Below are 13,304 nucleotides of genomic sequence, written 5' to 3'. Positions count from 1 at the left end.
GTGATCCCTGCTGGAATGGGCGCGCCGCGACGCCCGGGATCGGGCGGCGGGGTCCGCGGGTCTGGCCGCCTGGGTCGCACATTGGCGATGCGTGGGGTGCCACCGGACCGGGCGCCGGCGCTCTTGATCCCGTTTGCCGCATGTCGTGCCGGACGGCCCGTCAGGCCCGTCAGGCAAGCATGGCGAAGCCGGCGATCAGTCCGATCAGCCCAAGACCGATGGCCAGGAAGTTCAGCGCGCGCCGCCGGTCCTGACGCGAGGCGCCTTCCGCATAGTCGAACCGCTCGTAGATGATTTTCCGCACCGGCAGACCCAGATCCAGCAGCGCATCCGACACCGCGGTGACCATGGCTCCGGGGCCGCAGATCAGGGCTGTGGTCCGGTCGGGATCGAGCCCTGTCAGCAGGTCGCGCAACCGGTCATGGGTCAGACGCCCCACAAGCCCTTCCCAGCCCTCGGCATCCTCTTCGCTGACCAGCATGACCCGCAGGTCAAGCACCTCCTTGGCGGCGCTGATCTCGGGCAGGCAGGCGAAATTGGCGGGCTTTCCAGCCGCATAGGCCAGCCGTATCGGCCGTGGGTCGCGGCGGGCCTTCAGATCGCGCAGAAGTCCCATGATCGGGGCGATCCCAACCCCACCCGCCAGAAGCAGGACCGCGTCGCCGTGGTGCCGGACCAGCGTGAACTCTCCATAAGGGCCGTCGATGCCGATCGCGGTGCCGGGCGCGAGATCGCCAATCCGGTCGGTGAAATCGCCGGCTTCCTTGACGATCAGGCTCAGGCCCGGCCGGACTGGGCTGTCGGCGATCGAGAACGGGTGATCGAACAGCGGAAACCGGCGCGCGCCCTCGGTCATCCAGACGAACTGCCCCGCATCGTAGGAAAGCGCCCGGCTGTCCTTGCCGGGCTGGATATCAAGTTCCCACATCCGGTCGGCCAGCCTGGTCACCGAGGCCAGCCGCCACGGCTGCCGGTGCAGGCTGATCCAACGCCAGCCATACAGCACCGCCAGCACGCCGACGACCACCAGACCGGTCATCCACCAGAATGCGTGCACCGGTCCCATCGCGCTGAAGCGGCCGGTGGTGATCGCATGATGCATTCCGCTGCCAGTGGCCGTGATGCCAAGCAGGACATGCGAGGCGCGCCAGAGCTCATAGCGCCAGGGCAGGCGGTCGCGAAGGATCGCGCTGACGACAAGCGTCATCAAGGCCGCAAGTGCCACAACCCCCGAGCGGTAATGCGGCAGCGTCAGATAGGCAGCCAGGCGTTCCACCCCAAGGGCCGGATCATCGAGCCATGTCGGCAGCACATAGGCCAGCGGATGGAGGATCACGGCGATCAGCACCCACCAGGCCGCGATCTTGTGAAATGCCATGATCTTGTCGATTCCCAACTGACCGGAGACCGCCTGGAACCGACCCGAGGTCACGAACTGGATGGCCATCGCGACAAGGGCGATCATCCCGAAAGCCGCGGCTGCGCGTTCCCAGATATCGGGTCGGGCCACGTTCCGGCTCAGGGCCAGCAGCAACGGCACAAGGCACAGGAGCAGATACGTCCCGGCAAGCGAGGGACCTGTCAGGCGCATCGGGCTGACGGAATCCGGGCCGGATGCGGGGGTCGCCTGGTCTGCCATCTGATTCGTCCGTCATGTGGGATCGGCTGCACCCTGCCTTGCCATCCAAGCCGATGCGTTGACACGGATCAAGGCAGGCGGCCGCACGACATGCATGAATGAGCGGATCATCGTTCGTCGAAAGCAGAGCTGAGGAGACCCCGATGCCCCTTTCCAGAATTGCGCGCCTCCTCGGTGCGGTTGTTGCGCTGGCACCTCTGACCCTGCCCGCAGTGGCCCAGGACAAGGAGGAACTGGGCCGCCTGACCGAGGAATGGCTTGCCTCACCGCATGGCGACTACACGTCCCTGTCCTTTACCTACTGGAACAAGGACGGAGAAGTGCCCGTCGCCTGCGCGGCCTGCCATGCACAGCCCGGGTTCGTTGACTACCTGGGCGCGGATGGCAGCCAGCCGGGGATCGTGGACCATCCCGCCGCCATCAATGCGCCGATCGGCTGCGCCGCGTGCCACAGCCCGGCCGCCCATGCGCTGGACAGCGTGACCTTTCCGTCCGGTGTCGTGGTCGATGGGTTGGGCCCGTCGGCGGTCTGTACGGTCTGCCATCAGGGCCGTCAGTCGGGCGACAGCGTCCTGGCGGCGACAAGCGATATCGAAGAGGACACGGTGTCGCCTGATCTGGACTTTCTGAATGTCCATTACGGTGTCGCGGCGGCGGTGATGGGTGGCGACGAGCTGCGCGGCGGTTTCCACTATCCCGGCAAGAGCTATGCGGGTCGGTTCGCCCATGTGCCAGGCGCAAATACCTGCGTGGCCTGTCACGATGCCCATACCACGCAGGTGGCCACCGAAGGCTGTCTGAGTTGCCATCGTGGCGTCGAGGCGGTCCGCGACATCCGCACAAGGCACCAGGATTTTGACGGCGATGGCGACAATGCCGGCGGCATCCATGCCGAGATCGTCGGCCTGCACGGGCAGCTTTACGCCGCGATACAGGCCTATGGCGCAGAGGTCGCCGAGGTCCCGATCGGATATGAATCGGGCACCTACCCCTATTTCTTCGCGGATACCGACAACGATGGTGCGATCGGCCCGGACGAAGCCGTTTACCCCAACAGGTATCAGGGCTGGACTCCGCGCCTGCTGAAGGCCGCCTACAATTATCAGGTCGTGCAGAAAGACCCCGGCGGTTACGTGCACAACCCGACCTATCTGCTGCAACTGCTCTACGACAGCCTTGAAAGCCTGTCGCAGCAAATCGAGGTCGAGATGACGGGACGCCAAAGGCCCTGACCGGCCATGGGCCGAAAGGCGAGGCGGCAGCGCGGCAAGGGCACCCGATCGCGCCTCGGCTGCGCAGCCCGCGCCAGGCCCTGCCTGACAAACCGGCTCGGAACGTCATGGCCCGCAACGGCATCGCGGCGGGCGTATTCAAGCGATGAAGCAGCCCGATGAACCTGAAGATGCGGCAGGCCTGACGGGTCCCGGATGTCGGGCGAACCGGGCGGACACGGCCATTGGGCCGTCGCACCGCGTTCCTTGCCCTCTCCGTGACGTGCGGTCAGGCCAATCGTCCGCCGCGCGACGGCAGCTTGTGCCGGAGAAAGAAGCGCAGCATCTCGCGCGAGGCGTCGGGACCGGCCGGATCGGTGAACCGCCCCGCCTTCGCGCCACCAGACCAGGCATGCCCCGATCCCTTGATCAGCCATTGCTCGACCCGCGAAGGCCCCTTGCCGACGCGATGCGTGGTCCTGAGATAGGCGTGCCCGCCGGGCACCTGCCCGGCGCGCTCGGTCTGCCGCAGATATGGAAACGGCTCCAGCGCGCGTATGGCGACGAAGCGGCCGTTGCGCGGATTGACGACGCGATCGGCGCTGCCGCTGAAGGTGATCGTGGGAATCGCGACGGTTCGCCGATGCCCGGGATTGCCTTGCTGCATCGCAATCACCGCCGAGGCATGATCGCGCGCGGCGCCGACGGGCAGGCCGGAATGCGCGCCGACGGCGGCGAACAGATCGGGATAGGCATCGGCCAGAACCAGGGCGGCCGACGCACCGGCCGAAAGACCGGCCACATAGACCCGCGACGGATCGACGGGATGGTTCTCGAGGACGCGGCGGGTGAGGTCGGCGATCAGCGCCGGCTCGCCCGCGCCGCGGTTCTGGTCGTCCGGCCGGTACCAGTTCCAGCAACGGTTCGGATGGGCCTCGCGAGACTGCGCGGGATAGACCACGATCAGACCGAGTTCCTCGGCAAGCGCGTTCATCCGTGTGCCCTTGGCGAAATCGTCGGGGGTCTGACCGCAGCCATGCAGCATGACCAGCAACGGCAACGGCTTGGCGGTCCCCGACGCGCATGAGGGCGTGAAGATCTTGTAACGCCGCTGACCATGCCCGCATCTGTGCACGCCAAGCCTGAAGGACGCGCCGCGTGGCGCGGTCTTGGGATCAGGATCGCCTTCGGCCTTGCGGCGCGCACCGGTCCTGCCGACCTGGGCTGCGGTCTCGGGACCGGCCTTCCGCGTCCCGGGCTTGACCGCGGTCGATGCGCGGGGCTTGGGGGTGCTGCTGCGGCCAGTGGCCGGCATGGCGATGCCCAGCAGCAGCCCCAGAACCCTGGAAATGGCCGACGCCTGCTTGCGTCCGTGCCGCAACCGGGATCGCGAATTGCGGGGGCCAAAGACTGAGCGCATGGAACCTCGGATGAATTGAATGGCAAATGAACGAGTGCGGGCGAAGGTTCCCGAGAATTCGCAAATGGCCTTGCCGGCCGGGGCCGGAGGGAGGCTTCGCGACCGGCCCCTGACCGCGCAGAGGCGTCGTGGGCGTCGCGAGCCGGCCCGTTCTCACGACAAGACAGCGCCGCGGCCGAAATCCTGGCGTCAACCAATGGGCAGGTTTCCGGGCGATGATGCATGAGAGCCGGGAAGGCGAACAGTCCGGCATGGCGGCGAGGGGGGGCGGCACATGGCCGCAACCGCCTCGTCATGCGGGCGCGGAAGACGGCGGCGGTGGGGCCGCCCGACCGACAACCGCGGCAGCGAGGATGACGGGACGCGCAGCCCTTGTCGGGCTTCGTGTCCGGAACGATCGAGGGCCGCTCCGATCAGGCCGGGCAGGCCGCGCCGGTGTCGATCCAGGCGCGCGTCAGTTCCCCGAACGCGGCCTGAGAGCCGGGCGCGGGCATGCGCCCGGCGCCCGGGTGCCAGCCCCAGCCGACCAGCCCGTCCTTGGCCATGTGTTCGTGGATTTCGTCCAGCGAGCGGTCGCCATTCCGCGCCGGGTCCTTGAGCTGTTCACAGATCTCGGCCACGCTCTGGCCGACCCACGCCATCTCGATCGGCGCCAGAGACCACGGCGTGTGTCCGGGCACACTCTCGATTCCGCCGGCGCCGACGATCTCGTAGTTCTCGGCACCGTGGCAGGTGTTGCAGGTCATGCCGGGCGCGCCGAAATCGGCGTCGCCGCGAATGACCGGCGGCATGTGCGGCATCATCTCGTCGCCCTGCAACGGGCTGTCTCCCTTGGGATGGCAGTTCAGGCAGCGCGGATGGGTCAGGACCTTGCCCATCTCCTCGAAGATCGCGATCGAGCGCGCGTCGTCGTCGGCGATGTCGTCGAAGTCCGAAACCGGCCTGAGGCCCTGGACAGGCGACACCCCGGACGAACTGCCGGTGTCCTGTGCGGTTGCGGGCAGGCACAGCGTCACGGCCAGCACGGAGGTCAGGACAAGTCGGATCATCTGCAGCATCCTTACGCAACGGGAACGGGAATGACGGGCAGGCGGCGCAGCGCCTTGCCGGTCATGCGGCGCCAGGCGTTGGCGACGGCGGGCCCGATCGGCGGGGTGCCCGGTTCGCCCACCCCGGTCGGGGGTTCGGCCGACCGGATGATTTCCACCTCGACCGCCGGCATCTGCTGGATGCGCATGATCGGGTAGCTGTCCCAATTCGCCTGCCGGACCAGACCGCCTTCCTCCAGCGTGATTTCGCTGTAGAGAACCGCGGACAGGCCGTAGCCTATCCCGCCCTCCATCTGGGCCCTTATGACGTTCGGGTTCACCGCGATTCCGCAATCGACCGCGCACCAGACGCGGCGCACATGGGGCACGCCGCCGCGATCCTCGACCTCGGCGATCTGGGCGACATAGCTGTCGAAGGATTTGACCACGGCCACCCCGTAACCGTAATCGCCCGACATGTCGGCCATCTCGGCGACGCGCTGCAACACCCCCTTTTCCCGGGGATGATCGTCGCCCAGCAAGGCCAGCCGCCCCTCGATCGGATCCTTGCCGGCCTTTTCCAGCAGTTCGTCAACGAAGCATTCGACCGCAAACGCGGTATGGCTGTGCCCGACCGAGCGCCACCACAGCGTCGAGACCGGCGATTCCATCTGCGCCCAACGCAGCCGGTGGCTGGCGGTTGCGTATCGCAGTTCGGACGCACCCTCGAAGGCGCTGAAATCGGGGCCGCCCTGCAACATTCCCTCGAACGGCGTGCCCATGAAGATGGGCTGCGCGGCGATCGCGTGATCCCAGGCGGCGATGGTGCCGTCGGCGTTCAGCGCCGCCTTGATGTTGTGGACCGTCAGGGGGCGATAATAGCCGCCCTTGATGTCGTCCTCGCGCGTCCACATCAGCTTGACCGCGCCGGGACCATGCGCCTTCGCGACCTCGGCCAGTTCGGCACCGAAATGGGCGTCGGGCTGGGCCCGCCTGCCAAAGCTGCCCCCGGCCAGCATCGTGTGCAGCCGGACATTGTCGATGCCCAGCACAGCGCTGATCGCGCCGACATCGCCGGTCTGCATCTGGCTGCCCATCCAGACTTCCGCCTCGCCGTCGCGCAGTTCGATCACGCCGTCCAAAGGCTCCATGGGGGTATGGGCCAGATAGGGAAAGACATAGGTCGCCTCGACCATCTCGGCGCCGGTCAGCGCCTGATCGACATCGCCCGTCGCCTCGACTTCCCAGTCCTTCGCGCTGTTGCCGACAGCCTTGGCGGCGGCGGTCCATTCCTCGACCATCTGCTCGCTGCTGCGGGTTTCGGCGGCGCTCTCGTCCCATTCGATGCCGAGCGCGGCACGGCCCTTCAATGCGGCATGGGTGTTGTCGGCATAGACCGCCACGCCCTGCGGGATCTTCGCGACCTTGCGCACGCCCGCCACCTGCATCGCGGCGTTGTCGTCGATGCTGGCGACCGTCGCGCCGAATTTCGGCGGATGCGCGACCACAGCCGTCAGCATCCCGTCGCGATAGACATCCAGAGAGAACTGCGCCTGGCCGTTCGTCTTGGCTTTGGTGTCGACCTTGGGAAGATCGGTCCCGATCAGCGTGAAATCGGCAGGGTCCTTGACCGCCGGGTCATCGGGCGCGGTCTGCATCGCGGCGGCCTCGGCCAGTTCGCCGAAGCTGGCGGACTGATCGCCCGAGATCAGCATGCCCTTTTCCACGGTAACCTGATCGGCGGAGACGCCGAATCTTTCGGCGGCGGCGGCGACCAGCATCGCGCGTGCGGCGGCGCCCGCCTTGCGCATCTGCATGAAGCTGTTGGCAAGCGAGCTGGAGCCGCCAGTGCCCTGCATCCCCAAGGCGAGATTGGCATATTTCTCGACATCGGCGGGCGCGGCTGCGGCGCGCATCTGTGACCAGTCGGCGTCCATTTCCTCGGCGACCAGTGTGGTCAGGCCGGTATAGGGACCCTGGCCGAACTCGATATGCTTGACCAGAACGGTGACCGTATTGTCGGGCGCCACGCGAATGAAGGCGTTGGGGACCCACTCGGTGCCGCTTGCCGGCAACTGGTCGAAATAGCCCGCACGACCCTGGGCTCTGGCAAGGCGCGGCAGCGTGACCGCAACAATCAGCCCGGTCAGGAAGCTGCGGCGGCTGGTGTGAATGTTCATCGCTCAGCCCTCCAGCGTCCGGGCGGCGTCATGGATCGCCTGCCGGATGCGGACATAGGTGGCGCAGCGGCAGATATTGCCTGCCATTGCGTTGTCGATATCGTCGTCGGACGGGTTGGCGACCATCTGCAAGAGCGCGGTCGCGGACATGACCTGTCCCGACTGGCAATAGCCGCATTGCGGCACGTCGATCGCGGTCCACGCGGCCTGCACCGCCTCGGCCTCGGCACCCGAAACACCCTCGATCGTCGTGATCTGGGACCCGTCGACCGTCGAGATCGGGGTGACGCAGGACCGGCGCGGCACCCCGTTCAGATGGACCGTGCAGGCACCGCACTGGGCGATGCCGCAGCCGAACTTGGTCCCGGTCAAGCGCAGTTCGTCACGAAGAACCCACAGCAGCGGCGTGTCGGGATCGACATCCACGCTGCGTTCTTCGCCATTCACGGTAAAGGTGATCGTCATGATGGCTGGCCTCCCTGACTGGCGAGTCCAAGCTTAACGCAGCCTTGCCCGAAATGCGACCTTCCAGTCATGACCGCCCGAACTTGTTTTGCCGGGGATGGTGCGTGGGGCGCATCTCGTGCGTTGATGGTCCGCACGGATCCCGAGGCACACTCAGCGAGGACAGCATGACACATGACGGCCTGGAACTCAGATCGACCATCACGGCGGACGGGAGGCTGCGCATCAATCTCGAACGCGTCGAGATAGCCCGGCCCGAAAAGGGACAATTGCTGGTCCGCGTCGAGGCTGCGCCGATCAACCCCTCTGATCTCGGGCTGTTGTTCGGTCCGGCCGACATGACATCGCTTTCCGCCGAAGGCACGGAAAAAGACCCGGTTCTGACGGCAAGCGTTCCGGAGCCCGCCCTGTCCGCCGTGCGGGCCCGCATCGGGCAATCCATGCCGGTCGGCAACGAGGGCGCCGGCACGGTCATCGAGGCCGGGCCGGACCTTCAGGACCTGGTGGGCAAGCGTGTCGCCATGATCGGCGGTGCCATGTATGCCGAATTCCGGCTGATTTCGCCCCAGGCCTGCATCGTCCTGCCGGACGGCGCCAGCGCCAGCGACGGGGCGTCACTGTTCGTCAACCCGCTGACGGCCCTTGGATTCGTCGAAACGATGCGGGCCGACGGACACAGCGCGATCGTTCACGCCCCGGCAGCGTCGAATCTGGGGCAGATGCTGGTGCGGATCTGTCGCGATGACGGGATCGGGCTGGTCAACATCGTCCGCAGCCAGCAACAGGTCGATCTGTTGCTGGGCATCGGGGCGACCCATGTCGTCGACAGCAGCGCGGAGGATTTTCCCCGGCGTCTGGAGGAAGCCATCGCGGCGACGGGCGCCACGCTGGGGTTCGATGCGATCGGCGGAGGCGAGATGACCAGCCGAATGCTGAACGCGATGGAGGCTGTCGCCGCGCGCAAGATGCAGGCTTACGACCGCTATGGGTCGGCCACGATGAAGCAGGTCTATATCTACGGGGCACTCGACACCGGGCCGACGATCCTCAAGCGCGGTTTCGGCTTCACCTGGTCCGTCGGTGGCTGGCTGCTGTTCGATTTCCTGAAACGGGCGGACCAGGCCGTCGCGGGCCGCATGCGCGAACGTGTCGCCGCCGAGATGACGACAACCTTCGCAAGCCATTATACGGACAGCATAAGCCTTGCCGACGCGCTGAACCCTGACATCGCTGCCGCTTACCAGAAGAAGGCCACTGGGGCGAAATATCTGATCGTTCCGTAACCCGGACCGGCTGGGCAAGGCGCCGCCACGCACGGCGCGCCGGCTGACCTCAGCGCCGCAAGAATTGCGTCCATATGGGCTTTTAAATCAGTCCATATGGACCCATATTGTACGAAGGCAGCACAAGGAGGGCTTCATGGAGAATCTGGTGATGCAGCGGCCCGCGCCTGAGCGGCAGTCGGTCGCCCTGAAGGCATTCTCGCGGATCGCCGAAGCCTGGTCGCTGACCCTGCGCGAGGCCGCCGCGCTTGCGGACATGTCGGAATCCACCTGGAAACGGGCGAGAAAGCCGGGCTATGCAGGGGACCTGACGCAGGATCAGTTGTTGCGCCTCAGCGCGCTGGTCGGTCTCTACAAGTCGCTGGAACTGTATTTCGATGCTCCGCTTTCGCGCGAATGGGTCAAGCTGGCGAATGGCGGACCGGAGTTCGACGGTGCGCGGCCGCTGGATGCCATGATCGCGGGCGGGCTGCCCAAGCTGTTGCGCGTGCGGGCCTATGTCGATGCGCTGCGGGGCGGGATGTGAGGCTCATCTCTGTCAATGACCGGGCGCTGGTCCGGCTGATCTCGGAGACGCATCACAAGCCGCCGGTCCTGCGGGGGCTGGTGGACAGCGACGCCGAGGCCGCAATCCTGGCGGAGTTCGAGGGAGAGACCAGCGCGCGCCTCATCGCCGAGCGGTTGGGCAGTCCGTCACTGGACCGCCGCGAACTGGCCTTCGCCCGACGGTCGCACGATCTGAGGCTTTATGGCCAAAGCCACATCAACGCGGCCTTCACCTATACCCGGCCCTCGGGAAACCGGTTCAACAAAGGCGATCGCGGCGCGTGGTATTGCGCCTGGGACATGCTGACAAGCGCGCAGGAAGTCGGGTTTCACCGGACGCGCGAGCTGGGCTTCATCGGTCGCTACGAGGACGAGGCGCGTTATGTCGAACTGCTGTCGGATTTCATCGGGGATTTCCCCGATCTGCACGATCTGGCGCATCCCGCCCTCGATCCCGATCCGACGGCGGGCTACCCGGCGGGGCAGGCCCTGGCGGCAGAGCTGCGGCGCAAGGGCCACCGGGGTCTTGTCTACCCCTCGGTCCGGCGCGCCGGCGGTCGCTGCCTTGTCGCTTTCGATCCGGGCATCATCCAGAATGTGCGCCCCGGCGCCAACTGGAAGCTGGTCTGGACCGGCTCGCCGGAATTCGCGATCGAGGGACTTGCAGCGACCGGGCGCTGATCCTGCGCAATGGGGGCCTCAGGCATGGACGTCCTGTCCTGCCGCCTCGATCAAGCGCAGCGAACGCGCGCGCATCAGAGCGTCGCCATGCCCAGGGGTTTCGAGCTGCGGCGTCGTACACCCGATGAATGTTGTGCCGGCTCGGGTTCCAGTCTTGTCGATCGTGGCATGTCCCGTCAGGCATTTCTTGTGACTCGCCAGATCATTTGTTAACGTTCCATTAACCAAACTCCATTGTCGTTTTCCCTGGGCCGCGGTTTTTTCCGCGACCGTTGAGTTGCGCTTCGACGCATGGCGCAGGGGTGTCGGCGCGTGACCTGCGACGCGCGCGGCCAGGCTCGGATCGGCGGCTTCATACCGGTCGGTGTGCGCTTGGACACAGACGGAGGTCCTTGGCCGCTGCACTTTGTCGACAGAGTTGGGAGGAGGACAGACAGAACCATTCCGTGGCCTGGGCCGCACCATGGCGCCAGACGCAAAACGCGACATCAATTCCTGAACAGAAATGGGGAAGACCATGGCAACCACTGACGATATGGCCGATTTTCCGTTTTCGGTCCTGCTTGCGGGCCCGTTCACGACCGAAATCGGTTTCAACGCCGACCAGAGCCTGACGATCCTGAATGTCACGGGCGAGGCTCCATCAGAACAAAGCTATGTCAACACCCTGCGGCCCGGGTCGGGCGGCGAGGCCTTGCCGCTTGGCCGATCGACGCTGCAGGTCACGAAAGGCACGACGCTGCTTGCCGCAGCCGAGGGATCGGACGTCAAGATCATGCTGGCCTGGAAGGAGGCCTGACCATGAGCACCAATCGAACCGCCAAGGTCCTGGTGACCAACGGCTTCAGCAACCCCGCGACGATCACGCTGACCCACCAGTTCTCGAGTGACCCCAAGGAAGTCAAGACATGGGACAATGTCCCATCGGGCCAGACCGGAGACGAGCCGCTGGTGGTCCACTACAAGACCGGCTTCGCGACCGGCCTCGATTACTGGCATGTCGAGGTCAGGGTGGCATCCGGACCCAGCGAGGGAACCTGGGAAAACAGCGGCAACAAGGAATGCTACCTGACAGACAAGGACGAGGGGATTGTCCATACCTTCAGTGTCAGTGAAGCCGGCGGCTTCAAGATGAACATGCTCTCGTCGAGTTGCTCGGCCAGCCTTCAGAAAACCCAGTAGCCATGGCAACGGATAGCGTGGAAGGTTTTCAGGATCTCAGCCAGCCCGAGAAAAGCGGTCTCGAAGCGCCCTGGATCAAGCACCGCACGGCGGTTGCAAGCATTGTCAACCAGACGACCGAGGCCATCGCATCGGTCTCTCTCATCCACAAGTTCAGCGACAACTGTCTGGACCACTATATCTGGTCCGGGGTGTTGAAACCGGGCGAGGCGGTCTCGCCGGCCGGCAAGGTGCGCTATCATACCGGGGCTGGCTCGACCGGTCTCGACTGGTGGCGCGTGACCTGGGTCAACGCCGAAAAGCAGATGGTCGCCACCGCCCCGCAGAACTTTCAGGAAATCTTCAACTGGGTCGAAGGCTTTCTCAAGGACAACGCGTCATGGGCGGAACTGAAACTGATGCAATCCCTGCCTGAAAGCGGCGAGGCGGCGCCATTCGTGGCGGCCGCGGCCGGTGCGATCAAGGCGGCGGACGCGATGATCCTGAACAAGGAAACCACCGTAGGCTTCAAGGAATACATGCTCGAGGCCGGTGATGACGGTGCGACGGTGACGCTGACCATCGGCGCCGACGGCCAGGTGGCGTTCACATCGCCAAGCGGCAGCGAAAGCACCCCCTGGAAGGTCGTCAACGACGCGGACGACTGAAAGGGGCTGCCACCTCCGGCGAAGCCGGTGGTGGCCTAGCGGCAGGTCTGGGCCGGGTCGTCCTGCAGGACGGCGCAGATGATCAGATTGCCGTTCTGCGGGCCATAGCTGGCAAGGACGCTCTCGCGGAAATATTGCCACTTGTCGCTGGTGTCGGCGATGGCTGCGGTCACGGCGGAGGCGAAATTGCCCTGTGCCGCGCCTCGTGTCGTCGTGCCCGTGCCGATTGCGCCGGTTTGCGGATCAATCGGACCCTCATCCTTGTTCAGCACCTTGTGCCGCACCCGGTCCGCGCAATGGATGGTTTCGGGAAAACCGTCATAGCAGCCGCTGATCAGGCCCTGCGGAAACGGCTCCTGGCGTCGTGGGTCGATCCAACCGGCACGGTCGGGCTGTTGCAGGCCGGGTGGGTTCTCGAGGCCGATCGGCTGGTCCAGCGCCGTGTCGGCCCAGTTTGTGTGGGCATAGAAATCCTGAGCCGCGTGAAAGGCCAGCCCCAGCGCTTCGAGCACGTTGCATTTCGCCCTGCCTGTCGATCCGTTGAAGATGCAGGGCAGATGCGTCGGGATCTGGGAATCGTCGACCTTGCCGTTACGAACCAGCGCCGAGGCAGCGACGACGGCGGTGCCGAGGTTATCGTAAATCCATGTCCGGCATGCCTCCAGCCGGGCCCGGGCATCGGCCGGATCATGCGGATAGGCCGGCACGTCCAGATGATCGCCGCCATCGCAATGCGCGGCCTTGTCCGACATCAGGCCACGGTCCGGGCGGTCCGGGGCGCCGACCGCCCCGAAGCGGCCGGTGGCCCCAGCCAGCATGTCCAGTGTGAACGGCTGAAAACCCGCGTCGGCGAGGGCAAGCCGCGTGATCTTCTCATGTTCCGCGGACTGGCCAAGCTGATTGATCGTGCCGAAGGGCATGGAGGCTGCCGGCCAGAAGAGACCGGCAACGATCAGGATGCAGCCAAGCGCTGCGCGGCTGGCGCTGCGCGACACGATGTCAACGACTTTCATCATGTCGTC

14 protein-coding genes are annotated in these 13,304 nt (G+C 65.8%); 7 read left to right on the top strand and 7 right to left on the bottom strand.

Annotation, left to right across the window (positions count from 1 at the left end; all coding sequences use genetic code 11):
• Positions 1-169 precede the first annotated feature (169 nt).
• Positions 170-1,639, bottom strand: a complete 1,470-nt coding sequence (locus L1965_RS00420) for a ferredoxin reductase family protein (protein ID WP_235754436.1) — start codon at positions 1,637-1,639, stop codon at positions 170-172.
• Between the two features lie 143 nt (positions 1,640-1,782).
• Here L1965_RS00420 and L1965_RS00415 point away from each other — a divergent pair, with 143 nt between their 5' ends.
• A complete protein-coding gene (locus L1965_RS00415) occupies positions 1,783-2,871 on the top strand; it encodes a polyheme membrane-associated cytochrome C (RefSeq protein ID WP_235754435.1) in 1,089 nt (362 codons plus the stop codon).
• Between the two features lie 268 nt (positions 2,872-3,139).
• Here the strand turns inward: L1965_RS00415 and L1965_RS00410 are convergent, their stop codons facing one another.
• The 4 genes from L1965_RS00410 to L1965_RS00395 all read right to left on the bottom strand — a co-directional run bounded on the left by L1965_RS00410 (position 3,140) and on the right by L1965_RS00395 (position 7,943).
• Complete coding sequence (locus L1965_RS00410) at positions 3,140-4,270, bottom strand: extracellular catalytic domain type 1 short-chain-length polyhydroxyalkanoate depolymerase (RefSeq protein WP_235754434.1); 1,131 nt, start codon at positions 4,268-4,270, stop codon at positions 3,140-3,142.
• A gap of 413 nt (positions 4,271-4,683) precedes the next feature.
• Positions 4,684-5,319: an Isoquinoline 1-oxidoreductase subunit gene (locus L1965_RS00405; RefSeq protein ID WP_235754433.1), complete on the bottom strand. Its 636-nt coding sequence runs from the start codon at positions 5,317-5,319 to the stop codon at positions 4,684-4,686.
• Positions 5,320-5,330: 11 nt separating this feature from the next.
• On the bottom strand, positions 5,331-7,478 hold the full coding sequence (locus L1965_RS00400) for a xanthine dehydrogenase family protein molybdopterin-binding subunit (RefSeq protein WP_235754432.1): 2,148 nt from the start codon (positions 7,476-7,478) through the stop codon (positions 5,331-5,333).
• Between the two features lie 3 nt (positions 7,479-7,481).
• On the bottom strand, positions 7,482-7,943 hold the full coding sequence (locus L1965_RS00395; RefSeq protein ID WP_235754431.1) for a (2Fe-2S)-binding protein: 462 nt from the start codon (positions 7,941-7,943) through the stop codon (positions 7,482-7,484).
• 167 nt (positions 7,944-8,110) lie between these two features.
• On the opposite strand from L1965_RS00395, the gene L1965_RS00390 reads away from it, so the two are divergent.
• The 3 genes from L1965_RS00390 to L1965_RS00380 all read left to right on the top strand — a co-directional run bounded on the left by L1965_RS00390 (position 8,111) and on the right by L1965_RS00380 (position 10,453).
• Positions 8,111-9,226: a zinc-binding dehydrogenase gene (locus tag L1965_RS00390; protein ID WP_235754430.1), complete on the top strand. Its 1,116-nt coding sequence runs from the start codon at positions 8,111-8,113 to the stop codon at positions 9,224-9,226.
• A gap of 136 nt (positions 9,227-9,362) precedes the next feature.
• Entirely contained in the window at positions 9,363-9,752 is a 390-nt protein-coding gene (locus L1965_RS00385; RefSeq protein ID WP_235754429.1) for an antitoxin Xre-like helix-turn-helix domain-containing protein, read from the top strand.
• Positions 9,749-10,453: an RES family NAD+ phosphorylase gene (locus tag L1965_RS00380; RefSeq protein WP_235754428.1), complete on the top strand. Its 705-nt coding sequence runs from the start codon at positions 9,749-9,751 to the stop codon at positions 10,451-10,453. Before L1965_RS00385 ends, L1965_RS00380 begins: the two co-directional genes overlap by 4 nt.
• A gap of 18 nt (positions 10,454-10,471) precedes the next feature.
• On the opposite strand, the gene L1965_RS00375 is transcribed toward L1965_RS00380, so the two are convergent.
• Positions 10,472-10,972 carry a hypothetical protein gene (locus tag L1965_RS00375; protein WP_235754427.1) on the bottom strand — a complete coding sequence of 167 codons (501 nt, stop codon included), beginning with the start codon at positions 10,970-10,972 and terminating at the stop codon, positions 10,472-10,474.
• Between L1965_RS00375 and L1965_RS00370 the strand changes: the two genes are divergently transcribed.
• From L1965_RS00370 to L1965_RS00360, 3 genes are read left to right on the top strand one after another with little or no spacing between them, the layout of a single operon-like run.
• Positions 10,971-11,252, top strand: coding sequence for a hypothetical protein (locus L1965_RS00370; RefSeq protein WP_235754426.1), 282 nt, complete (start codon positions 10,971-10,973; stop codon positions 11,250-11,252). The two genes, L1965_RS00375 and L1965_RS00370, sit on opposite strands and share 2 nt — an antisense overlap.
• A 2-nt stretch (positions 11,253-11,254) precedes the next feature.
• Positions 11,255-11,635 (top strand): hypothetical protein, encoded by a 381-nt coding sequence (locus L1965_RS00365; RefSeq protein WP_235754425.1) that lies wholly within the window; start codon positions 11,255-11,257, stop codon positions 11,633-11,635.
• A gap of 17 nt (positions 11,636-11,652) precedes the next feature.
• Positions 11,653-12,282: a hypothetical protein gene (locus L1965_RS00360; protein WP_235754424.1), complete on the top strand. Its 630-nt coding sequence runs from the start codon at positions 11,653-11,655 to the stop codon at positions 12,280-12,282.
• Positions 12,283-12,317: 35 nt separating this feature from the next.
• On the opposite strand, the gene L1965_RS00355 is transcribed toward L1965_RS00360, so the two are convergent.
• Positions 12,318-13,298 carry a hypothetical protein gene (locus L1965_RS00355; RefSeq protein WP_235754423.1) on the bottom strand — a complete coding sequence of 327 codons (981 nt, stop codon included), beginning with the start codon at positions 13,296-13,298 and terminating at the stop codon, positions 12,318-12,320.
• Between the last annotated feature and the right edge of the window lie 6 nt (positions 13,299-13,304).

It is taken from the genome of Paracoccus salsus (assembly GCF_021556615.1).
GTDB lineage: Bacteria > Pseudomonadota > Alphaproteobacteria > Rhodobacterales > Rhodobacteraceae > Paracoccus > Paracoccus salsus.
This window is presented reverse-complemented; position numbering and strand designations above follow the sequence as displayed.

What these genes read in the sequence shown, in the direction of transcription:
- L1965_RS00420 (WP_235754436.1), bottom strand. Translation starts at nt 1,639, where the DNA reads ATGGCAGACCAGGCGACCCCCGCATCCGGCCCGGATTCCGTCAGCCCG.
- L1965_RS00395 (WP_235754431.1), bottom strand. Translation starts at nt 7,943, where the DNA reads ATGACGATCACCTTTACCGTGAATGGCGAAGAACGCAGCGTGGATGTC.
- L1965_RS00385 (WP_235754429.1), top strand. Translation starts at nt 9,363, where the DNA reads ATGGAGAATCTGGTGATGCAGCGGCCCGCGCCTGAGCGGCAGTCGGTC.
- L1965_RS00415 (WP_235754435.1), top strand. Translation starts at nt 1,783, where the DNA reads ATGCCCCTTTCCAGAATTGCGCGCCTCCTCGGTGCGGTTGTTGCGCTG.
- L1965_RS00410 (WP_235754434.1), bottom strand. Translation starts at nt 4,270, where the DNA reads ATGCGCTCAGTCTTTGGCCCCCGCAATTCGCGATCCCGGTTGCGGCAC.
- L1965_RS00400 (WP_235754432.1), bottom strand. Translation starts at nt 7,478, where the DNA reads ATGAACATTCACACCAGCCGCCGCAGCTTCCTGACCGGGCTGATTGTT.
- L1965_RS00355 (WP_235754423.1), bottom strand. Translation starts at nt 13,298, where the DNA reads ATGATGAAAGTCGTTGACATCGTGTCGCGCAGCGCCAGCCGCGCAGCG.
- L1965_RS00365 (WP_235754425.1), top strand. Translation starts at nt 11,255, where the DNA reads ATGAGCACCAATCGAACCGCCAAGGTCCTGGTGACCAACGGCTTCAGC.
- L1965_RS00405 (WP_235754433.1), bottom strand. Translation starts at nt 5,319, where the DNA reads ATGATCCGACTTGTCCTGACCTCCGTGCTGGCCGTGACGCTGTGCCTG.
- L1965_RS00375 (WP_235754427.1), bottom strand. Translation starts at nt 10,972, where the DNA reads ATGGTCTTCCCCATTTCTGTTCAGGAATTGATGTCGCGTTTTGCGTCT.
- L1965_RS00390 (WP_235754430.1), top strand. Translation starts at nt 8,111, where the DNA reads ATGACACATGACGGCCTGGAACTCAGATCGACCATCACGGCGGACGGG.
- L1965_RS00370 (WP_235754426.1), top strand. Translation starts at nt 10,971, where the DNA reads ATGGCAACCACTGACGATATGGCCGATTTTCCGTTTTCGGTCCTGCTT.